General features: G+C 70.8%; 19 protein-coding genes. 8 read left to right on the top strand and 11 right to left on the bottom strand.

Translation table 11 applies throughout. The features are described from left to right. Positions 1-42 precede the first annotated feature (42 nt). Both ACFQ2D_RS08185 and ACFQ2D_RS08180 read right to left on the bottom strand, forming a co-directional pair. Positions 43-1,002, bottom strand: coding sequence for an HlyD family secretion protein (locus ACFQ2D_RS08185; RefSeq protein ID WP_280943346.1), 960 nt, complete (start codon positions 1,000-1,002; stop codon positions 43-45). An 8-nt stretch (positions 1,003-1,010) separates the two neighbouring features. Then, positions 1,011-1,688 (bottom strand): TetR/AcrR family transcriptional regulator, encoded by a 678-nt coding sequence (locus ACFQ2D_RS08180; protein ID WP_280943345.1) that lies wholly within the window; start codon positions 1,686-1,688, stop codon positions 1,011-1,013. 101 nt (positions 1,689-1,789) lie between these two features. Between ACFQ2D_RS08180 and ACFQ2D_RS08175 the strand changes: the two genes are divergently transcribed. Beyond that, positions 1,790-2,770 (top strand): PhoH family protein, encoded by a 981-nt coding sequence (locus ACFQ2D_RS08175; RefSeq protein ID WP_280943344.1) that lies wholly within the window; start codon positions 1,790-1,792, stop codon positions 2,768-2,770. A gap of 53 nt (positions 2,771-2,823) precedes the next feature. Next, a complete protein-coding gene (gene ybeY, locus ACFQ2D_RS08170) occupies positions 2,824-3,312 on the top strand; it encodes an rRNA maturation RNase YbeY (RefSeq protein ID WP_280943343.1) in 489 nt (162 codons plus the stop codon). A 3-nt stretch (positions 3,313-3,315) separates the two neighbouring features. Here ybeY and ACFQ2D_RS08165 read toward each other — a convergent pair whose 3' ends face one another. Continuing rightward, positions 3,316-3,795, bottom strand: a complete 480-nt coding sequence (locus ACFQ2D_RS08165) for a hypothetical protein (RefSeq protein WP_280943342.1) — start codon at positions 3,793-3,795, stop codon at positions 3,316-3,318. 490 nt (positions 3,796-4,285) lie between these two features. On the opposite strand from ACFQ2D_RS08165, the gene ACFQ2D_RS08160 reads away from it, so the two are divergent. The 5 genes from ACFQ2D_RS08160 to ACFQ2D_RS08140 all read left to right on the top strand — a co-directional run bounded on the left by ACFQ2D_RS08160 (position 4,286) and on the right by ACFQ2D_RS08140 (position 9,902). Continuing rightward, complete coding sequence (locus ACFQ2D_RS08160; protein WP_280943341.1) at positions 4,286-5,158, top strand: HlyC/CorC family transporter; 873 nt, start codon at positions 4,286-4,288, stop codon at positions 5,156-5,158. Then, entirely contained in the window at positions 5,136-6,386 is a 1,251-nt protein-coding gene (locus tag ACFQ2D_RS08155) for a lipoprotein N-acyltransferase Lnb domain-containing protein (protein ID WP_386795581.1), read from the top strand. The genes ACFQ2D_RS08160 and ACFQ2D_RS08155 overlap by 23 nt, the downstream gene beginning before the upstream one ends. An 89-nt stretch (positions 6,387-6,475) precedes the next feature. Continuing rightward, positions 6,476-7,474, top strand: coding sequence for a magnesium and cobalt transport protein CorA (locus ACFQ2D_RS08150; RefSeq protein WP_280943339.1), 999 nt, complete (start codon positions 6,476-6,478; stop codon positions 7,472-7,474). Between the two features lie 128 nt (positions 7,475-7,602). After that, positions 7,603-9,678, top strand: coding sequence for a carbon starvation CstA family protein (locus tag ACFQ2D_RS08145; protein ID WP_280943338.1), 2,076 nt, complete (start codon positions 7,603-7,605; stop codon positions 9,676-9,678). Continuing rightward, complete coding sequence (locus ACFQ2D_RS08140) at positions 9,678-9,902, top strand: YbdD/YjiX family protein (protein ID WP_280943337.1); 225 nt, start codon at positions 9,678-9,680, stop codon at positions 9,900-9,902. The genes ACFQ2D_RS08145 and ACFQ2D_RS08140 overlap by 1 nt, the downstream gene beginning before the upstream one ends. 225 nt (positions 9,903-10,127) lie before the next feature. Here the strand turns inward: ACFQ2D_RS08140 and ACFQ2D_RS08135 are convergent, their stop codons facing one another. The 7 genes from ACFQ2D_RS08135 to ssb all read right to left on the bottom strand — a co-directional run bounded on the left by ACFQ2D_RS08135 (position 10,128) and on the right by ssb (position 17,695). Next, positions 10,128-11,387 (bottom strand): DUF819 family protein, encoded by a 1,260-nt coding sequence (locus ACFQ2D_RS08135; protein WP_280943336.1) that lies wholly within the window; start codon positions 11,385-11,387, stop codon positions 10,128-10,130. A 72-nt stretch (positions 11,388-11,459) separates the two neighbouring features. Continuing rightward, positions 11,460-13,520: a dipeptidyl-peptidase 5 gene (locus ACFQ2D_RS08130; protein WP_280943335.1), complete on the bottom strand. Its 2,061-nt coding sequence runs from the start codon at positions 13,518-13,520 to the stop codon at positions 11,460-11,462. 262 nt (positions 13,521-13,782) lie between these two features. Beyond that, positions 13,783-14,667, bottom strand: a complete 885-nt coding sequence (gene rfbD, locus ACFQ2D_RS08125) for a dTDP-4-dehydrorhamnose reductase (protein WP_280943334.1) — start codon at positions 14,665-14,667, stop codon at positions 13,783-13,785. After that, the gene (gene rfbC / locus ACFQ2D_RS08120; protein WP_280943333.1) at positions 14,664-15,221 is read right to left on the bottom strand and encodes a dTDP-4-dehydrorhamnose 3,5-epimerase; all 558 of its coding nucleotides are present in this window, start codon (positions 15,219-15,221) and stop codon (positions 14,664-14,666) included. Before rfbC ends, rfbD begins: the two co-directional genes overlap by 4 nt. Continuing rightward, entirely contained in the window at positions 15,218-16,105 is an 888-nt protein-coding gene (rfbA, locus tag ACFQ2D_RS08115) for a glucose-1-phosphate thymidylyltransferase RfbA (protein WP_280943332.1), read from the bottom strand. Before rfbA ends, rfbC begins: the two co-directional genes overlap by 4 nt. Continuing rightward, positions 16,102-17,172 (bottom strand): dTDP-glucose 4,6-dehydratase, encoded by a 1,071-nt coding sequence (rfbB, locus tag ACFQ2D_RS08110; protein WP_280943331.1) that lies wholly within the window; start codon positions 17,170-17,172, stop codon positions 16,102-16,104. The genes rfbA and rfbB overlap by 4 nt, the downstream gene beginning before the upstream one ends. Positions 17,173-17,194: 22 nt before the next feature. Then, entirely contained in the window at positions 17,195-17,695 is a 501-nt protein-coding gene (gene ssb / locus ACFQ2D_RS08105; RefSeq protein ID WP_280943330.1) for a single-stranded DNA-binding protein, read from the bottom strand. 172 nt (positions 17,696-17,867) lie between these two features. Here ssb and ACFQ2D_RS08100 point away from each other — a divergent pair, with 172 nt between their 5' ends. Further along, a complete protein-coding gene (locus ACFQ2D_RS08100; RefSeq protein ID WP_280943329.1) occupies positions 17,868-18,866 on the top strand; it encodes a polyprenyl synthetase family protein in 999 nt (332 codons plus the stop codon). Positions 18,867-18,920: 54 nt separating this feature from the next. Here the strand turns inward: ACFQ2D_RS08100 and ACFQ2D_RS08095 are convergent, their stop codons facing one another. Beyond that, positions 18,921-19,724 carry a dienelactone hydrolase family protein gene (locus tag ACFQ2D_RS08095; RefSeq protein WP_280943328.1) on the bottom strand — a complete coding sequence of 268 codons (804 nt, stop codon included), beginning with the start codon at positions 19,722-19,724 and terminating at the stop codon, positions 18,921-18,923. Positions 19,725-19,968 lie beyond the last annotated feature (244 nt).

Here is a 19,968-nt window from a genome sequence, read left to right as displayed (position 1 = left end):
GGATGGCCGCGTCGGGCCCGGGGATCGCCGCAGGCGCGTCGCTCACTGGGCGAATTCCACCCGCAGCGGCAGGCCCGCGGGAAGTTCGGCCACGCCCTGTCCCTCCAGCTGCACTTCGGCCAGGTAGCTCAGCCGCGCAGCGTCCTTGCCGGTCAGCGCGTAGTACGGGGTGAAGGTGGGCTCGCTGCGCACCATGCGCACGCGGCCGGGATAGCTGCGGCCGCCATCCGCGCCCACGTGCACGGTGGCCGCGTCGCCCACCCGCACGCCGACACGCAGCGGCTCGGGCACGTAGACCCGCGCGTAGGGCGCCTCGCCCACCAGCATGACCGCCAGCGGCGCGCCGGGCGCCGGCTCGTCGCCGAGACGGTAGGGCAGGCTGTCGACCCGGCCGGCGCGCGGCGCCACCACGTCGAGCTTGCCGGTGGTCACCGACTGCGCGCGCAGCTGCGCCTCGGCCGCGGCAAGCGCCGCCTCGGCCTGGGCGATCTGTTCGGGCCGCACGCCGCCCTGCGCTTCCGCCAGCGCGGCACGCGCCGCGGCGACCTGCGCATCGGCGGTGCCGGCGGCGGCGCGCGCGCGATCGACCTCGGCGGCGGCGACCAGCTGCTGCGATCCGAGCGGCTGCAGGCGCGCGAGATAGGCGCGCGCATCGCGCGCCTGCGCCTGCGCGGCGGCCAGGTTGGCGCGCAGCTGGTCGATGTCCTCGCGACGGGCGCCGTTGCGCAGCTCTTCGAGCAACTGGCGCTGGCGCGCAGCCTCGGCCTCGGCGGCGGCGAGCTGGGCATCGCCGCGCGCCTGCTCGAGGCTGAGGATGCGGTCCCCCGCCTCCACGCGTTCGCCCTCGCGCACCGCGATCCCGACGATGCGCTCGGCGGCGGGCGCGGGCAACGCGATGCGGTCGAACTCGAGCGTGCCCAGGGCGCTGGGGGCCTCGTGGCGGCAGGCCGCCAGCAACAGCACGACGACGCACAGGCCGGCGGACCACGCGCGGCGGGACATGGACCGGGTCATTGCGGAAGCTCCAGCCCGCGCAGCAGCAGCGCGAGCGCGTGGCGGCGGATGTCATCGATGCCGAGGTCGCCGCTGTCGAAGATCTGGCGCCAGATCGGCGTTCCGGCGGCCGGGAACAGGGTCAGGCCCACGACCGAGACCATCAGCAGGCGCGGGTCCAGCGCGGGGTTGAGGCGGCCCGCCGCCTGCTCGACGGCGAAGCGGTCGGCCAGCACCCGCGCGATCTGCGGGGCGAGGTCGTGCACCAGCAGGTCGCGCAGGCTGCCGCCCTCGCTGACCACCTCGCGGATCCACAATGGCGCCAGCCAGGCGTGCTCGCGCACCATCGCGCACAGCGTGTCGACGAAGACGCTGAGCACGTCGCGCATCGATGCGTCCGGCATGCCCAGCAGCACGTCGCGGACGCGCGCGAATACCGGCATCAGCCGCTCGGCGATGACCGCCTCGCGCAGGCCGGCCGCGTCGCCGAAGTAGTAGTGCAGCAGCGCCGGGGTGACGCCCGCCGCGCTGGCGATGTCGCGCAGGGTGGTGGCCGCGATCCCACGCTGCACATAACAGTCGAGGGCGGCGTCCAGCGCCGCGGCGCGGCGACCGGCATCTCCGGCCGGCCGGCCCGGAGCGCGCCGGTGGGGCTGGCCCGCCTTCGCGGTCCGGGTACGGGGTTCCTGATCCATGTCCGCAATATTAATTGCACAATCAATTAATGGACGAACGCCGGATGAACGCCAGCGTCGCGACGGGCCGATGCGGCGCGGTGCGCTACCCTGCGCCGCCTATGGCAGACCAGACCCAGCGCGACTTCACCCTCGACCCGGCCGATACCGAGCGGCTGGCCAACCTCGCCGGCCCCTTCGACGGCCACCTGCGGCAGATCGAACTCCGGCTCGGGGTCGAGATCGCCAACCGCGGCAACGTGTTCCGCGTCAGCGGGCCGGACGACAAGACCGTGTCCCGGGTCGAACGCCTGCTGCGCGACCTGTACGAGGAGGCGGCCGGCGAGACCTTCGACAGCAACGCCATCAACCTGCGCCTCAACGAGGCCAACGTCGACCGCGCCGGCGACACCACGCCGCAGGACGTGGCGATCCGGGTCAAGCGCGGCACCATCCGCGGCCGCGGCGCCAACCAGGCGAAATACCTGCACGCGATCGCCACCCACGACATCAACTTCGGCGTCGGCCCGGCAGGCACCGGCAAGACCTTCCTCGCCGTGGCAATGGCGGTCGAGGCGCTCAACGAGTCGCGCGTGCAGCGGCTGGTGCTGGTGCGCCCGGCGGTGGAGGCCGGCGAGAAGCTCGGCTTCCTGCCCGGCGACCTCAGCCAGAAGGTCGATCCCTACCTGCGCCCGCTGTACGACGCGCTGTACGAGATGCTGGGCGTGGAGAAGGTGCTCAAGCTGCTGGAGCGCAACGTCATCGAGATCGCGCCGCTGGCCTACATGCGCGGGCGCACGCTCAACGACGCCTTCGTGATCCTGGACGAGGCGCAGAACACCACCATCGAGCAGATGAAGATGTTCCTGACCCGGCTGGGCTTCGGTTCGACCGCCGTGGTCACCGGCGACATGACCCAGATCGACCTGCCGCGCCACGTGAAGTCCGGACTCAAGGACGCGATCGAGGTGCTGCGCGACGTCGGCGGCGTGAGCTTCACCTTCTTCGAGGCGCGCGACGTCGTGCGCCACCCGCTGGTGGCGCGCATCGTGGATGCCTACGACCGGCGCGATGCGGACGCAGTGGAGCCGGCCGCTGGCTAAGCGCCCAGGCCGGGCCGCGCCCGCGCGCAGCGACCCGGTTTAGACTGGCCGCCATGACCCAGGGCCCGATCCGTCTCGACATCGCCGTCGGCTACGCCACCCCGCGCAAGGGACTGCCGTCGGCGGTTTCGTTCCGTCGCTGGGCGACGGCCGCGCTGGCCGGGCGCATCCGCGAGGCCGACCTGGCGATCCGCCTGGTCGGCAGCAAGGAGGGCCGCGCCCTCAACCGCCACTACCGCGGCAAGGATTACGCGACCAACGTGCTCAGCTTCCCGGCCGATCTGCCGGAAGGATTGCCGCCCGGCGTGCGCATGCCGCTGCTGGGCGACCTGGTCATCTGCGCGCCGGTGGTGGCGCGCGAGGCGCGCGAACAGGGCAAGTCCCTGAATGCGCATTACGCCCACCTCACCGTGCATGGCGCGCTGCATCTGCTGGGCTGGGACCACGAGGACAGCCGCGAGGCCGATGCGATGGAGCAGCTCGAGCGCGAGATCCTCGCCGGCCTGGGCCTGGACGATCCCTACGCCTTGCCGGGCGACTGAACCTCAGAGGCAGTCGATCAGGCCGTCCATCACGGTCTGCCGGAGGCCGGGCAGCGGCGCATACAGCGGCTCGTCGACCGCCAGCGCCGCAAGCAGCTGGTCGATCGTGGTGCCGGCCGCCAGCGGCGTGCGGCACTGCCAGAACGCCCGTTGTACGCCGATCCGTCCCGTCGTCTGGGCGATCTCCTCGTGGCTGGCGGCGAAGGTCCATACGCACATGCCGATCCGTCCGCTCCCGCGATGCGCCGAGCAGCGGAAGCGCAGTGGCTGGATGTTGGTGTACTCGCCCTCGCAGAACGTGTCGCCACAGATCCAGTCGAAATCGCGGCGCAGGCCGCGGGTGAGCTCGAACCAGGCCTCGTACTGCGCGTCGGTCTGGAAATACTCCGTGGCATCGCCGTAGCCGGGGTCGGCCGCAGCGGCCGGGCCGAGGGGCAACAGGCAGGCCAGCAGGCCGATGGCCAGCATCCGGATCGGGGTCATGGCGTCCTCCTTGACGCGTTGTCGGGACGGCAAGCATCAGCCACCAGCCGGGCCCCGGCCGGTCGGTGGACCCCGCACCGGCCCGTGAGGGATCGGCGCGTAGTCCCGTGGGTGGAATCCGCTGCGGCATGCCGGGCGGATTCCGGCGCGCGCCCGCAGCGGTTTCCCGGGAATCCGGCAACCTGCCTGGAGCCCTGCGGCCGCAGTCCATGGGCCGGGGCCGGCACCGAGCCAGGAACCCGGACGCGACCCGCCCGGCGAGCTGCCGGGCCCCGCCGGGATCCGGGCGGGCCGGTCGAGTCCTGCCGCCGAGGTCCCCGGCCGCGCAGACCCCGTGACGAGCCGCCGCTGCTCCGGAGCCGACGACGCCCGTCCCCGCACCGGGCCGGATCGGGCGGCCGCCAGCCCGGCAGTTGGGCCGGACCGGCCGGCCGGGTAGACTTGCCCTCGCCGCCCCCCACGGGCGTTTTCTGATCAAACACTTACTGCGATGTCCGAGGACGACAGTAGTAGCGCCGCCGAGATTCCGGAAAAACGGCGCAGCTGGCTCGAGCGACTGAGCTCGGCCATCTCCGGCGAACCCAGCACCCGCGAGGACCTGGTCGAGCTGCTGCGCGACACCCATTCCGACGGCCTGATCGAGGCCGACACACTGCGGATGATGGAGGGCGCGCTGGCCGTGTCCGACATGACCGTGGGTGACGTGATGGTGCCGCGCGCGCAGATGGTCGCCCTGCCCGCGGAGGCGCGGCTGCTCGACCTGATGAAGCAGGTGGTCGAGTCCGGCCATTCGCGCTTCCCGGTGCACGGCGAGGACAAGGACGAGATCCTGGGCATCCTGCTGGCCAAGGACCTGCTGCGCGGCGTGGTGGCCGACAACGGCCCGCGCACCGTGCACGAGGTGCTGCGCCCGGCCGTGCTGATCCCCGAGTCCAAGAAGCTCAACGTGCTGCTGCGCGAGTTCCGCCAGTCGCGCAACCACATGGCGATCGTGATCGACGAGTACGGCGGCGTGGCCGGCCTGGTGACGATCGAGGACGTGCTGGAGGAAATCGTCGGCGAGATCGACGACGAGCACGACGACGCCGAGGACCCGGACGCGCTGATCGCCGCCCAGGCCGACGGCCAGTACGTGGTGGACGCGCTCACCCCGATCGCCGATTTCAACGAGCGCTTCGGCGCGGATTTCAACGACGACGAGTACGACACCATCGGCGGGCTGGTCACGGCCGAGATCGGGCACCTCCCCGAGGCGGGCGAGGAACTCACCCTGGGGCGTTTCGGCTTCCGCATCGCCCGCGCCGACGCGCGTCGCCTGCATGCGCTGCACGTGAGCGTGCATGCCGACGGCGGGACCGACTGAGGTGCGGCTGGCCGCGGGCCGGCCGGCGCCGCGCCCCTGCACCGGTACCCGGACCCTCGCAGCCGCGGCGTGGGCGTTGTCGGCCGTGCTGCTGGTCCTGTTCGCCGCCCCGCCACTGCACGCCGCGCCGCGCATCGGCGTGGCGACGATGCAGCCGGGCGAAATCTTCTTCGAGCGCTTCGGCCACAACGCGATCGTGGTCGACGAGCCGGCGCTGGGCGAGCCGGTGTCCTACAACTTCGGCTACTTCGACATGGAGGAGCCCGACTTCGTGTCGCGTTTCGTCCGCGGCGACATGCGCTACCGGCTGGTGGCGCTGCCGCTCTCGCAGGACATGGCCTACTACCGCGAGGTCGGGCGCGGGGTGTCGGTGCAATGGCTCGACCTGGACCCCGCGCAGGCGCGCGCGCTGGCCGACGCCCTGGCCCGGAACGCCCTGCCCCGGAACGCGGTTTACCGCTACGACTACTTCACCGACAACTGCTCCACGCGCGTGCGCGACGCGCTCGACGATGCGCTGGACGGCGCGCTGCAACGGCGGCTGGCGAGCCGCTCGCGCGGCAACACCTACCGTGGCGATGCGGTGCGGCTGGCCTCGCCGGCACCGTGGATGTGGCTGGGCTTCGACCTCGGGCTGGGGCCGTCGGCCGACCGGCCCAACTCGCTGTGGCACGACGCGTTCGTGCCGATGCGGCTGGCCGATGCGCTGTCGGACATCCGCCTGGAAGACGGTCGCCCCCTGGTGTCCTCGACCGAAACGCTGCTGCCGCACCGGCTGCCGCCGGAGCCGCCCGAAGCGCCGCGGCCGTGGTGGCCCTGGCTGCTGGGGGGGCTGGCCCTGGCCATCGGCATGCTGGCGCTGCGGCGCCGCCAGGAGCTCCTGGCCGGTGCCGCGCTGGCGTTCTGGACGGTCGGCGGCATGCTCGGCCTGGTGATGGTGTTCCTGTGGTGCTTCACCGAACACCGGTTCGCCTGGGCCAACCAGAACCTGCTGCTGCTGTCGCCGCTGTCGCTGCTGCTGCTCGGCGGTGGCTGGCGCATCGTGCGCGGGCGCGACGGCGGTGCGCTGTTCCGCGGGCTGCTGTGGACGTTGGCGACGGCCGCGGTGATCGCCCTGTTCCTGCACCTGCTGCCGGTGCTGCCGCAGCGCAACGCGCACTGGATCGCGCTGCTGTTGCCGGTGCACCTCGGCCTCGCGTTCGCCCTGGGCAGGCGCCGGCGCGACTGAGCGCGATCGAGGCGCGTCGCCGACGCATCCCGGTTCACCGCGCATGCGCCAAGGTTGCCGCCCGCGTTGCGCTGGCGCAGGATGCCGCGATGGAGCAGCCGCCCTTCGCCAACCCGCCCAGCGTCATCAACTGCATCGTCTATGCGCGCGACGGCGTGCACCGCGACGTCCCCCTGGCCGAAATCAGCGAACTGCTGGCGCGCGATGCCGACAGCTTCGCCTGGATCGGCCTGTACGAACCCGACGACGCCGTGCTCGAGCGCCTGCAGGACGAGTTCGGCCTGCACGACCTGGCCATCGAGGACGCGCACAAGGCGCACCAGCGGCCCAAGATCGAGGCTTACGGGCACTCGCTGTTCGTGGTGGCCAGCACCGCCCAGGTGGTGGCGCAGAAGATCGCCTACGGCGAGACCCACCTGTTCTTCGGTCCGCGCTACCTGGTCACCGTACGTCACGGCGCCTCGCTATCCTACGCGGCGGCGCGCGCGCGGCTGGAGCGCGAACCGGAACTGCTGGCGCTCGGCCCGTCGTTCGGCCTGTATGCGGTGCTCGACGCCATCGTCGACAACTACGTGCCCATCGTCGACGAGTTCAAGTCCACCCTGCCGGCCCTGGAGCAGGACATCGTCAGCGAGTCCTTCGACCGCTCCACCGTGATCCGCCTGTACGACCTCAAGCGCGAGCTGACCTACATGCAGGTCAACGTGGCCCCCATGCAGGACGTGCTGTCGCAGCTGGTGCGCAGCAGCAGCCCGCTGATCCCGGAGGAGGTACGGCTGTACCTGCGCGACGTGCTCGACCACAGCCTGCGCATCAACCAGACCATCGAGGTGCTGCGCGACATGCTGGGCACCGCGCTCACCGTCAACCAGGCGCTGGTCACCCAGGCCCAGGGCGAGGTGGTCAAGCGCCTCGCCGGCTGGGCCGCCCTGCTGGCGGCGCCGACGCTGATCGCCAGCTGGTACGGCATGAATTTCGCCAACATGCCCGAACTGCATGGGCGCTGGAGCTATCCGGCCCTGGTCGGCGTCGTGGCGCTGGTGGTGCTCGGGCTCTATCGCTACCTGCGCAAGGTCCGCTGGCTCTGACCCGGCCTGTGGCCTGCCCCACGGTTTGACCAAAGTCCAATACGGCAGGCGCGTTGCGGCGCAGCATTGCGATTGACACCAATCGGCGTAAAAGCCCACTTTGGCGTTCCCCCATCGCGAGGCTGGCCATGAAGTCTGGATTCGGAAAGATCGGCTGGGCATTGCTTGCCCTGCTCGGCGCGTTCTGCCTGGGTACCGTGGCCCTGCGCCGTGGCGAATCGATCAACGCACTGTGGATCGTGATCGCCGCGGTCTCGATCTACCTGGTCGCCTACCGCTACTACGGCCTGTTCATCGCCCACCGGGTGCTGGGGCTCGACCCCACCCGGGCGACCCCCGCGGTGCTGCGCAACGACGGCCTGGACTTCGTGCCGACCAACAAGCACGTGCTGTTCGGCCACCACTTCGCCGCGATCGCCGGCGCCGGCCCCCTGGTCGGCCCGGTGCTGGCCGCGCAGATGGGCTACCTGCCCGGCACGCTGTGGCTGATCGCCGGCGTCGTGCTGGCCGGCGCGGTGCAGGACTTCATGGTGCTGGTGATCTCCAGCCGCCGCGACGCGCGCTCGCTGGGCGACCTCGTGCGCGAGGAGATGGGCAAGATCCCCGGCACCATCGCCCTGTTCGGCGCCTTCCTGATCATGATCATCATCCTGGCGGTGCTGGCGATGATCGTGGTGAAGGCGCTGGCCGAAAGCCCCTGGGGCATGTTCACGGTGATCGCGACCATCCCCATCGCGATCTTCATGGGCGTGTACATGCGCTACATCCGGCCCGGCAAGATCGGCGAGATCTCGGTGGTCGGCATCCTGCTGCTGGTGGCCGCGATCTGGTTCGGCGGCGACGTCGCCGCCCATCCCACCTGGGGTCCGGCCTTCACCTTCACCGGCACCCAGATCACCTGGATGCTGATCGGCTACGGCTTCGTCGCCGCGGTACTGCCCGTCTGGCTGCTGCTGGCGCCGCGCGATTACCTGTCCACCTTCCTCAAGATCGGCACCATCGTCGGCCTCGCGATCGGCATCCTGATCGTGATGCCGGAACTGCGCATGCCGGCGCTGACCCAGTTCACCGACGGCACCGGGCCGGTGTGGAAGGGCTCGATGTTCCCGTTCCTGTTCATCACCATCGCCTGCGGCGCGGTCTCGGGCTTCCACGCCCTGATCAGCTCCGGCACCACGCCCAAGCTGCTGGCCAACGAGCGCCACGCGCCCTACATCGGCTACGGCGGCATGCTGATGGAGTCGTTCGTGGCGATCATGGCGATGGTGGCCGCGGCGACCATCGACCCGGGCGTGTACTTCGCGATGAACAGCCCGGCCGCGGTGATCGGCACCGACGTCGCCAACGCCGCCCAGGTGGTCTCCAGCTGGGGCTTCACCGTCACCCCCGAGGTGCTCACCGCCACCGCGGCCGACATCGGCGAGAACTCGATCCTCTCCCGCGCCGGCGGCGCACCGACCCTCGCGGTGGGCATCGCCCAGATCTTCCATGCGGTGCTGCCGGGCGAAGGCATGATGGCGTTCTGGTACCACTTCGCGATCCTGTTCGAGGCGCTGTTCATCCTCACCGCGGTGGACGCCGGCACCCGCGCCGGTCGCTTCATGCTGCAGGACCTGCTCGGCAACTTCGTGCCGGCGATGCGCAAGACCGAGTCCTGGGGGCCGAACCTGATCGCCACCGCCGGCTGCGTGGCGATGTGGGGCTACTTCCTGTACGTGGGCGTGACCGACCCGCTGGGCGGCATCAACATGCTGTGGCCGCTGTTCGGCATCGCCAACCAGATGCTGGCCGGCATCGCGCTGATGCTGTGCACCGTGGTCCTGTTCAAGATGAAGAAGGACCGCTACGCCTGGGTATCGATCGTGCCGACCGCGTGGCTGCTGGTGTGCACCACCTACGCCGGCTGGATCAAGATCTTCGACGACAACCCGGCCGTGGGCTTCCTGGCGCAGGCCAACCGCTACCGGGCGGCGATCGCCAACGGCGAGCTGATCGCCCCGTCCAAGGACCTGGCCGGCATGTCGCAGATCATGTTCAACAACTACGTCAACGCGGGCCTGACCGCGCTGTTCCTGCTGGTGGTGCTGAGCGTGCTGTTCTACTCCATCGGCGCGATCCGCAAGGCGCGGGCCAGTGCCACGCGCACCGATCGCGAGACGCCCTACGTGGCGCTGACCGAAGCGCAGCAGAAGGCCTATCTCTGATGGCCGGCGCACTCGTCCCGCTCGACCACTTCGCCACCCACAAGGTGGTGTGGCGACGGCTGGTGCAGACCGCGCGGCTGTGCTGCGGCATCCCGGACTACGACAACTATGTCCGGCACATGCTGGAGAAGCATCCGGACCGCGAGCCGATGGACTACAAGACGTTCTTCCGCGAACGCCAGGAAGCCCGCTTCGGCGGGCGCAGCGGGTTCCGCTGCTGCTGAAGGTCGCGACCGGACACACGGGAAAGGCGAAGCGCAGGCTTCGCCTTTCTTGTCTGGCGCCGCGGCAAGCACGCGCGCGGACAAGTATCGGGTCCGTTCCATGCGGGCGCCCCCGGGGGGGCGCCTGCCGGCAACGACGGAACCGCGGGGCCCAGCTCTTCCCGGAGCAGAGAGAACAAACCGGCAAAACCGCGGCTTCGCGCTCCCGGTGACGGGGATGGCGGCCTACTGCCCCGCCATCAGTCGCAGCACCTGACCGACCCAGTACGCGATCAGGGTGCCGGTGGCGTAGCCGATGGTGCCCAGCAGCACGCCCACGGGCGCCAACGTCGGATGGAACGCGGCCGCGACCACCGGCGCGGACGCCGCGGCACCGATGTTGCCCTGCGAACCGATTGCGAAGTAGAACAGCGGCGCCCTGACCAGCTTCGCCGCGCCCCACAGCACCAGGATGTGCACCAGCATCCAGACCGCACCCAGTGCGAGCAGCCAGGGCCGGTCGGCGAGCTGCATGAAGTCCATCTGCATGCCGATGCTGGCGATCAGGAAATACAGGCAGGCGCTGCCGATCTTGGCCATGCCCGCGTTCTCCAGCCGCCGCATCGGCGTGAAGCTGAGCAGCAGGCCGGCCACGGTGGAACACACCACCACCCACACGAAGCCCGAGTCGAGGCTGAAGCGCGAGGCGTTCTCCACGTTGGCCGCGAACCAGGCGGCCAACGGATTGGCCACCGCATGCGCCAGGCCGACGATGCCGAAACCGATGCCGATGATCACCATCAGGTCGGTCAGCGTCGGAATGCGCGCGTTGGCCGCCTCATACGCTTCCAGGCGCGATTTCATACCGTCGATGGCGCGGGTGTCGGCGCCGCTGCGCGCGTCGATGGTGGCCGCGCGCCCGGCCAGGAACAGCAGGGTCGCCATCCACAGGTTGGCAATGGCCACGTCCACCACCGCGAACTGGCCGAACAGGGTCGCGTCCACCTCATAGACCTCGCGGATCGCCACCATGTTGGCGCCACCGCCGATCCAGCTGCCCGACAGCGCCGCCATGCCCTTCCAGACATCGCCGGCCACCACGTCGGGCTTGATCCACTCGAACAGCTGGAACGACACGATCGCGCCCAGCGCGATGCCCAGCGTACCCATGCAGAACACGAACAGCAGTCGCGGGCCGAGGCCGATCACGCCCTTCAGGTCGATGGTCATGGTCAGCAGCACCAGCGCCACCGGCAGCAGCACGCGGCTGCCGATCGGGTTGTAGATCGCGCCCTGGGTGCCGTCGATCAGGCCAAGGGTGTTGTAGAGCGCCGGCACGAAGTAGCACAGCAGCAGTGCCGGCACCCAGGTGAAGAATTTTTTCCAGAACGGCGTGGGGCCACTGGCCAGCCAGAAGATCAGGCCGAGCGTGGCGGCGATCAGGCCGAACACCACGATGTCGTTGGTGATCAGTGCAGTCGAAGGTGCGGCGTTCTCGATCGCCATGGGCGGCTCCGTTGGGTGGCGCGATCGTTCCGCGCAAAGGGAAAGCCGGCTCGCGCCGGCTTTCCGCGGGACTCACTGGCCGATGTGCTTCTTCAGCCAGGCGTTGACGGTATCGTGCCAGAGGATGCTGTTGTGCGGCTTGAGCACCCAGTGGTTCTCGTCGGGGAAGTACAGCAGCTGCGACTCGATGCCGGCGCGCTGCAGCGCGGTGAAGCTCGACAGGCTCTGGTCGATCGGCACGCGGAAGTCGTTCTGCCCGGCCACCACCAGCGTCGGCACCTTCCACTTGTCGATGTGGCGCGCCGGGTTGAACTTCTCGTAGGCCTCGGGATTGGCCGCGACGGTGCCGCCGAACTCCCATTCGGTGAACCACAGCTCCTCGGTCACCAGACCCATCGAGCGCGTGTCGAACACGCCGTTGTGGTTGACCAGGCACTTCCAGGCGTCGTTCCACTGGCTGGCGATCCAGTTGACCATGTAGCCGCCGTAGCTGGCGCCCAGCGCACAGGCCTTGTCGCCGTCGAGGAAGTCATACTTCGCCAGCGCCGCCGCCCAGCCCTTCTGCAGGTCGACCAGCGGCTTGCCGCCCCAGTCGCCGGTGATGGCGTCGGTGAAGGCCTGCCCGTAACCGGTGGAGCCGTGGAAGTCGATCATCACCACCGCATACCCCTGCCCGGCGTACGTCTGCGGGTTCCAGCGGTAGCTCCAGCCGTTGCCGAAGCTGCCCTGCGGGCCGCCGTGGATCAGGAAGGCGACCGGATAGCGCTTGCCCTCCTCGAAGCCGGACGGCTTGACCACGTAGCCATAGACGGTGGCGCCGCCCGCGCCCTTGAAGGAGAACTGCTCGTAGGCGCCGAACGCGACGTCCGGCAGCCGCTCGGACGCGGTCGGCGTGATCTGGCGCAGCTGTGCGCCATCGCCCTGCACCACGTACAGCGTATCGCCGCTGTCGATGGCGTTGCGGGTCAGCGCGATGGTCTCGCCGGCGACGTCGTAACCCGACACGCTGCCGTCGCCGACCAGTTCGGTGACCTCGCCGCTGGCGACATCGACGCGGAACAGCGGGTACTCGCCGACGCTCTGCGCGGCGACGTACAGCGAACGACCGTCGGCCGCGGGCTTGAGGCTGCTCGGCGAGCGGTCCCAGTCCGGCGCGACCTCGCGCACCGCGCCGCTGGCCACGTCCATCGCCATGATCGCGAAACGGTCGGCCTCGAAGCCAGGGCGCTTCATCGCGCGGTAGTAGAGCGTCGCGCCGTCTTCGCTGAACACCGGGCCGGCGTCCCAGGCGGGATTGGCCCCGGTGAGGTTGACCGGCGCGCCGCCGTCGAGCGGCAGCCGGTACAGGTCGAAGTTGGTCGACCACGGCTCGGTCCGGCCGGCGATGCGCACGCTCGCGACCACGTGGCTGCCATCCGGTGCCCAGGCGTAGTCCTCGGCACCGCCAAAAGGCTTCCCGGGTATATCGCCATCGATCGTACCGCTCAGCGCACTGGCGCTTGCGACGGGCTTGCCGCCTTGGGCAGGCAGTTCGGCGAGGAACAGGCGGCTGCGGCGGCCGTCGCTCCATGTGTCCCAGTGGCGCACGAACAACTGTTCGTAGACGCGGCCACTGGCCTTCCCCGCCTTGCGCTCGTCGAGGGTCTTCTGGGTGCAGGCGAAGTCTGCGTCGCATTCGGCGAAGGTGTCGGCGCTGAAGGCCACGCGGCGGCCGTCCGGCGAGAGCTGGTAGCTGCCCACGTCGAGCGCGAAGCCGGTGAGCTGGCGCGGTTCGCCACCTTCGACGGGCAGGGCGTAGAGCTGCTGGCTGCCGCCCTTGGCGCTGAGGAAGTACAGGGTCCGGCCGTCCTTCGAGAAGCTGGGCGAATTGACGTTCCAGCCTTCGGGCGTGATCCGCTTCGGCGGCGCCGCGTCGCGGGTGAGCAGGTTGCGCGCGTACAGCGCCGTGGTCGCCTTCAACCCCTCGTCCACGCTGCGCTGGGCGAACACCACCATGCGGCCGTCGGGCGCGAGCAGCGGCGAAGACACGCGGTCGAGCTTCACCAGGTCGCGGACGTCGAAGCCGCGCGCATCGGCCAGGGCGGGCAGCGCCGCGAGCAGGCAGATCGGCAGCAGGGCATGTCGCAGCGTCATTCAGGCCACTCCGGGAAAGGGAATGGCCGGGATGGTAGGCGCTCGCGCCGGCCGCGGCAAAGGACGTCCGGCACATGCGCCGGACGTCGCGACTGCGGCCGGAGGCGGCCATGCAAGCGTGCGCAGGCACGCGTGCACGCAGCCCAGCGGCTCACCGCCCAGTCCCGGCACTTCGTCCCGGCAACTGCGGCAACCGCGCATGTCATTCACGTTGGGCCCGGGCGCCACCAACAACCATCAGCAACGCGCGCCGGGCAATCCCTTATTGGAGAACCGCGTCGAGCGCCGCCTGCCACGGGGGCAGGACGATGCCGAAGTCGCGCTCGAGCCGCCCGCAGTCCAGCCTCGAGCAGGCCGGACGCCGCGCCGGAGTGGGGTAGTCGGCTGTCGCGATGGCGACCACGCACGGCGCCGTCGCGATCCGGCCCAGCGTCGCGGCGCGCGCCAGCACGGCCGTGGCGAAGCCATGCCAGCTCGTTCCACCCGCGGCGGCGACATGCCAGGTGTCGGACGAGGCCGGCTGGCGGGCAAGGATCGCCGCAGTCGTGTCGGCGACCAGGCCCGCGGAGGTGGGGCTGCCCCACTGGTCCGCGACCACCCGCAGTTCCTGCCGCTCGCCTGCGAGCCGCAGTATCGTGCGCATGAAGTTGTGGCCGCGGTCGGCGTAGACCCAGGCCGTGCGCAGGATCATGTGGCGCGCGCCGCTGGCGCGCACCGCCTCCTCGCCGGCGAGCTTGCTGCGGCCGTAGGCGTTGATCGGCGCGACCGGGTCGTCTTCGCGATATGGCCGGTCAGACTGGCCATCGAACACGTAGTCGGTCGAATAGTGGACCAGCAGCGCATCGCGCGCGGCGCAGGCGGCGGCCAGCGCCGCCGGCGCGTCGGCGTTGATGCGGAAGGCCGCCTCGGGCTCGGATTCGGCGCGATCCACGGCGGTATAGGCGGCGGCATTGACCACGATGTCCGGGGCGATGCGCCCGACCAGCGCACCCAGCGCCTCGGGCTGTTCGAAATCCGCGGCCTCGCAGGCCCCGCCGCCTTCCACGCGGCCGTTGCGGGTGGTGCAGACCACGTCCCCGAGCGGGGCGAGCGCGCGGCGCAGTTCGTGGCCGACCTGCCCGTTGGCGCCGAGCAGGAGGATCCTCACGGCGCGGCGGCGGGCAGGCGGTCGGGCGGCACTTCGGCCAGGAACGGCGCCTTCGCGTCCTTGGCCGAGAGGCGCGGCTGCGCCAGCGGCCAGTCGATGGCCAGGTCGGCGTCGTTCCAGCGGATGCCCGCGTCGCAGGCCGGGTCGTAGGTCGCGGTGCACAGGTAGCTCACCAGCGCGCGCTCGCCCAGCACGACGAATCCATGGGCGAAGCCCTCCGGGATCCAGATGTGGCGGCGGTTGGCCGCGCTCAGCACCGCCGCGGTCCAGCGCCCGAAATGCGGGGATCCACGCCGGATGTCCACCGCTACGTCCCAGATCTCGCCTTCCAGCACCGAGACGTACTTGCCCTGCGGCTTCGGCCACTGGTAGTGCAGTCCGCGCAGTACGCCCGGCCCCGACCAGGACACGTTGCCCTGCACGAACCCAAGCGCGAGGCCGTGCGCGGCAAGGCGGTCGTGGTTGAACGACTCGTAGAAGAAACCGCGCTCGTCCTCGAACACGCGCGGTTCGATCACCAGGCAGCCGGGCAGGTCGGTCTCGATCACCCTCACGGCACGAATCCGCGCTCGGGCAGGCCCAGCAGGTACTGGCCGTAGCCGTTGCCAGACAGGGGCGCGGCCAGCGCGCGCAGCTGCGCGTCGTCGATCCAGCCGTTGTTCCAGGCGATCTCTTCGGGACAGCACACGCGCAGCCCCTGCCGCGCCTCGATCGTGCCGATGTAGTTGGACGCCTCCAGCAGCGACTGGTGGGTGCCCGTGTCCAGCCAGGCGTAGCCGCGCCCCAGCCGCTCGAGCTGCAGCTCGCCGCGCTCGAGGTAGCAGCGGTTGAGGTCGGTGATCTCGAGCTCGCCGCGCGCGGAGGGCCGGAGCGTCGCCGCAAGGTCGCTGGCGCGGCCGTCGTAGAAGTACAGGCCCGTCACCGCGTAGTGCGAACGCGGCTGCGCCGGCTTCTCCTCGATGCCGACCACGCGACCGTCCGCGTCGAACTCGGCGACGCCGTAGCGTGTGGGGTCGGAGACCCAGTAGCCGAAGATGGTGGCACCGTCATCGCGCGCGTCCGCGCGGCGCAGGATGTCGGTCAGCCCGGGGCCGTGGAAGATGTTGTCGCCCAGCACCAGGCAGCTCGGCGCGCCGTCGAGGAACTCGCGGCCGATCAGCAGCGCCTGCGCCAGCCCGTCCGGACTGGGCTGGGCCGCGTACTCGATGCGCATGCCCCATTGCGAGCCGTCGCCGAGCAGGGACTGGAACAGCGGCTGTTCGTGCGGGGTGTTGATGACCAGCACCTCGCGGATGCCCGCCAGCATCAGCACGCTGAGCGGGTAGTAGACCATCGGCTTGTCGAACACCGGCAGCAGCTGCTTGCTGACGGCGCGGGTGATCGGATACAGCCGCGTGCCCGATCCGCCGGCCAGCACGATGCCCTTGCGTCGGCTCATGCCCCCATCCCCATCCGCTCCAGGCGGTAGCTGCCGTCGAGCACGCGACGCACCCAGTCCTGGTGCGCCAGATACCAGTCGACGGTGTCGGCCAGGCCTTGCTCGAAACTGTGCGCCGGGCGCCAGCCGAGCTCCTCGCGCAGGCGGGTCGCGTCGATCGCGTAGCGGCGGTCATGGCCGGGGCGGTCGGCGACGAAGCGGATCTGCGAGGCGTAACCCTGCCCGTCCGCCCGCGGGCGGCGCGCGTCGAGCAGGGCGCAGACCGCCTCCACCACCTCGATGTTGCGAAGCTCGGCGTCGCCACCGACGTTGTACGTCTCGCCCACCCGTCCCTTGGCCAGCACCGTGCGGATCGCTTCGCAGTGGTCGGCCACGTACAGCCAGTCGCGCACCTGGCGGCCGTCGCCGTAGACCGGCAGGGTTTCGCCCGCCAGCGCCCGGGTGATCGCCAGCGGGATCAGCTTCTCCGGGAAGTGGTAGGGGCCGTAGTTGTTGGAGCAGTGGGTGGTGAGGACCGGCAGCCCGTACGTATGGTGGAAGGCGCGGACCAGGTGGTCGGACGCCGCCTTCGATGCCGCATACGGCGAGTTGGGCGCGTAGGGACTGGACTCGGTGAACCTGCCGGTCTCGCCGAGCGCGCCGTAGACCTCGTCGGTGGACACGTGCAGGAACCGGAACGCCGCACGCGCTGCGCCGTCGAGCGAGGCCCAGTACTCGCGCACCGCCTCGAGCAGGACCAGGGTGCCCACCACGTTGGTCTGCACGAACGCCGCCGGCCCGTCGATGGACCTGTCGACGTGGCTTTCGGCGGCGAAGTTGAGGACCGCGTCCGGGCGGTGTTCGGCGAGCAGCCGCGCCACCAGAGGGCGGTCGCCGATGTCGCCATGCACGAACACGTGGGCCGGATTGCCCGCCAGCCCGGCGAGGGTGTCGAGGTTGCCGGCGTAGGTCAGTGCGTCGAGGTTGACCACGCGCACGCCGCGCGTGACCGCCTCGATGACGAAGTTGCCGCCGATGAAGCCGGCCCCGCCGGTCACCAGCCAGGTCGGCGCGGATCTGTCCTGCACGCGAGGCTGGCCCGGACCCGGCTCAGAACGGGATGTCGTCGTCGGAGAAGTCGTCGACCGGCGGCGGCTGGCGCGAGGGCGCTGGCTGCTGGCGCGGCGCGGACTGTCCGCCACCGCCGCCGTATTCCTGGCGCGGCTGGCGCGGACCGCGCTCGTAGGAGCCGCCACCGCCGCCACCGCCGCCTTCGCCGCGGCCGCCCAGCATCTGCATCTCATCGGCCACGATGTCGGTGTAGTAGCGCTTCTGGCCGTCGTCGCCGGTGTGCTCGCTGTAGGTGATGCGCCCTTCGACATAGACCTGCGAGCCCTTGCGCAGGTACTCGGCCGCGATCTCGCCGAGCTTGCCGAAGAAGGTCACCCGGTGCCACTCGGTCTTTTCCTGGTTGTTGCCGTCGCGGTCCTTGCGCACCGAGGTGGTGGCGAGGCTGATCTTGGTGACGGCCATGCCGCCCTGGGTGTAGCGGGTTTCCGGGTCGTTGCCGAGATTGCCGACGAGAATCGCCTTGTTGATGCCGCGGGCCATGGTGTTCCTCAGGTGTCGCCGGCGAGCCCGGCGAAGGGCATTGCATTATAGCCACGGCCCGCCAGGGGTCGGCCCAGGCCGTGGCGGGGGGTCGGACTTCGCCGCATTCCGGGGCACCGGCTTCACCGCCCCGGTTCGTATAATCGCCTGTTCACCCACGTACGGACCGTCCATGGCCCTCCCTGCCGCCGCCGCGCCCGGACTCGACCTGCCCGCCATCCAGGCGCTGGCCGCCGCAGACATGGCCGCCATCGACGCCCTGATCCGCGACCGCCTGTCCTCGGACGTGGTGCTGATCAACCAGATCGCCGAACACATCGTCTCGGCCGGCGGCAAGCGCCTGCGACCGATGCTGGTGGCCCTGGCCGGGCGCGCCACCGGCCCGGTCGACGCGCGCCACCACCAGCTGGCGGCGATCGTCGAGTTCATCCACACCTCGACCCTGCTGCACGACGACGTGGTGGACGAATCGGACCTGCGCCGCGGCCGCAGCACCGCCAACGCACTCTGGGGCAACGCGCCGAGCGTGCTGGTGGGCGACTTCCTGTATTCGCGCAGCTTCCAGCTGATGGTCGAGCTGGACAGCATGGCGGTGATGCGGCTGCTGGCCGACACCACCAACCGCATCGCCGAGGGCGAGGTGCTGCAGCTGCTGCACGTGCGCAATCCCGATACCGACGAAGCCGCCTACCTGGGCGTCATCGAGCGCAAGACCGCGGTGCTCTTCGCCGCCGGCACCCGCCTGGGCGCAATGGCCTCGGCTGCGGACGAGACGGTCCAGGCGGCGCTGTACGACTACGGCATGCAGCTCGGCTACGCCTTCCAGATCGCCGACGACGTGCTCGACTACAGCGGCGACGCGCAGGCGCTGGGCAAGAACCTGGGCGACGACCTGGCCGAGGGCAAGGCGACCCTGCCGCTGATCCACGCCATGGCGCACGCCGACGCCGGCGCGCGCGCGCGGCTGCGCACCATCATCGAGCAGGGCGAGGTCGGGGCGATGCCGGAGGTGCTGGACGCGATCGCGCGGGCCGGCAGCCTCGAGTACAGCCGGTCTCGCGCGCGCGAGCACGCCCTGGCCGCCGAGGCGGCGCTGGCGCCGCTGCCGGAGAACGAGGCCGTGGCCGCGCTGCGCGGGCTGGCGCGCTACGCGGTGGACCGCGTGTACTAGCGCCTGTGTCCCGCGCTGCGCCGGCAGCAGCCCGACGCAGCACCCCTGCGGCGGTCAGTCGCCGAACACCTCGTCGAAGAAGCCGTCCATGATCCGGTACGCGCGCCGCGCGGCGCGTTCGTCGTAGCGGCAGTTGCTGGCCGGGTCGCTGCCGGCCGACGGCTCGGCGAAGCAGTGCACGGCGCCGCTGAAGTCGACGAACTGCCAGTCGGCGCGAGCCGCATCCATCTCGGCCTCGAAGGCCTGGATGTCGGCATCGCTGACGGCCTTGTCGTCGGCGCCATTGAGCACCAGCACCGGCGCACGCACGCGTTCGGCGGTGGCCGACTGCGCGCCCGGCGCCAGGCCGCCGTGCAGGCTGACCACGCCGGCGAGGTCGGCGCCGGCGCGCGCCAGCTCCAGCACGGCCGATCCGCCGAAACAGAAGCCGAGCGCACCGATGCGGCCCGCGTCCAGCGGCGCGCGACCGGCCTGGGCCTTGAGCGTGTCCACGGCTGCCTGCATGCGCGCGCGCAGCGGGCCGCGGTCTTCGCCGCGCAGCGCTCCGGCGAGCTTGCCTGCCTCGCCGCTGTCCTTCGGCTGGCGGCCCTTGCCATAGACGTCGGCCACCAGCACCACGTAGTCGTCGCCGGCGATCGCGCGGGCGCGCTCCAGCGCGTCCTCGGTCACGCCCATCCAGTTGGGAACCATCACCAGGCCGGGCCGGGAGGCGTCGCCTTCGTCGTCGTAGACCAGCCAGCCGCTGAAGCGGTCCTCGCCGACGGTCCATTCCAGCGGCTCGGATTTCATCCTCGCCTCGGCGGGCGCGGCATACAGCGCGGCGGCCAGCAGGCCGGACAGGGCGAGGAGGCGGTGCATGGGCGGACTCCGGTCGGAAAGCGGCAGCCTAGCGCAGGCGGAGTGGCGGGGGGCGGAGTGGCTGAATGGCCGAGTGGCGGGGGGCGACTTCGGCAGGCGCCGATGGGCCGCTCTGTCCGGACTTCGGTGGCCCCCACCCCGGCCCTCCCCCGCAGGCGGGGGAGGGAGAGTCGCCGCAGTCGGGAAGGGAGAGCCCGCCGCAGTCGGGAAGGGAGAGCCCGCCGCAGTCGGGGAAGGGAGAGCC

Source organism: Luteimonas composti, assembly GCF_042678665.1.
Lineage (GTDB): Bacteria > Pseudomonadota > Gammaproteobacteria > Xanthomonadales > Xanthomonadaceae > Luteimonas > Luteimonas composti.
Note: the sequence above shows the minus strand (reverse complement) of the source record. Positions and strands in the feature narration are given on the sequence as shown.

Coding starts and splice junctions, on each gene's coding strand:
- ACFQ2D_RS08185 (WP_280943346.1), bottom strand. CDS start 1,002: ATGTCCCGCCGCGCGTGGTCCGCCGGCCTGTGCGTCGTCGTGCTGTTG.
- ACFQ2D_RS08180 (WP_280943345.1), bottom strand. CDS start 1,688: ATGGATCAGGAACCCCGTACCCGGACCGCGAAGGCGGGCCAGCCCCAC.
- ACFQ2D_RS08175 (WP_280943344.1), top strand. CDS start 1,790: ATGGCAGACCAGACCCAGCGCGACTTCACCCTCGACCCGGCCGATACC.
- ybeY (WP_280943343.1), top strand. CDS start 2,824: ATGACCCAGGGCCCGATCCGTCTCGACATCGCCGTCGGCTACGCCACC.
- ACFQ2D_RS08165 (WP_280943342.1), bottom strand. CDS start 3,795: ATGACCCCGATCCGGATGCTGGCCATCGGCCTGCTGGCCTGCCTGTTG.
- ACFQ2D_RS08160 (WP_280943341.1), top strand. CDS start 4,286: ATGTCCGAGGACGACAGTAGTAGCGCCGCCGAGATTCCGGAAAAACGG.
- ACFQ2D_RS08155 (WP_386795581.1), top strand. CDS start 5,136: ATGCCGACGGCGGGACCGACTGAGGTGCGGCTGGCCGCGGGCCGGCCG.
- ACFQ2D_RS08150 (WP_280943339.1), top strand. CDS start 6,476: ATGGAGCAGCCGCCCTTCGCCAACCCGCCCAGCGTCATCAACTGCATC.
- ACFQ2D_RS08145 (WP_280943338.1), top strand. CDS start 7,603: ATGAAGTCTGGATTCGGAAAGATCGGCTGGGCATTGCTTGCCCTGCTC.
- ACFQ2D_RS08140 (WP_280943337.1), top strand. CDS start 9,678: ATGGCCGGCGCACTCGTCCCGCTCGACCACTTCGCCACCCACAAGGTG.
- ACFQ2D_RS08135 (WP_280943336.1), bottom strand. CDS start 11,387: ATGGCGATCGAGAACGCCGCACCTTCGACTGCACTGATCACCAACGAC.
- ACFQ2D_RS08130 (WP_280943335.1), bottom strand. CDS start 13,520: ATGACGCTGCGACATGCCCTGCTGCCGATCTGCCTGCTCGCGGCGCTG.
- rfbA (WP_280943332.1), bottom strand. CDS start 16,105: ATGAGCCGACGCAAGGGCATCGTGCTGGCCGGCGGATCGGGCACGCGG.
- ssb (WP_280943330.1), bottom strand. CDS start 17,695: ATGGCCCGCGGCATCAACAAGGCGATTCTCGTCGGCAATCTCGGCAAC.
- ACFQ2D_RS08100 (WP_280943329.1), top strand. CDS start 17,868: ATGGCCCTCCCTGCCGCCGCCGCGCCCGGACTCGACCTGCCCGCCATC.
- ACFQ2D_RS08095 (WP_280943328.1), bottom strand. CDS start 19,724: ATGCACCGCCTCCTCGCCCTGTCCGGCCTGCTGGCCGCCGCGCTGTAT.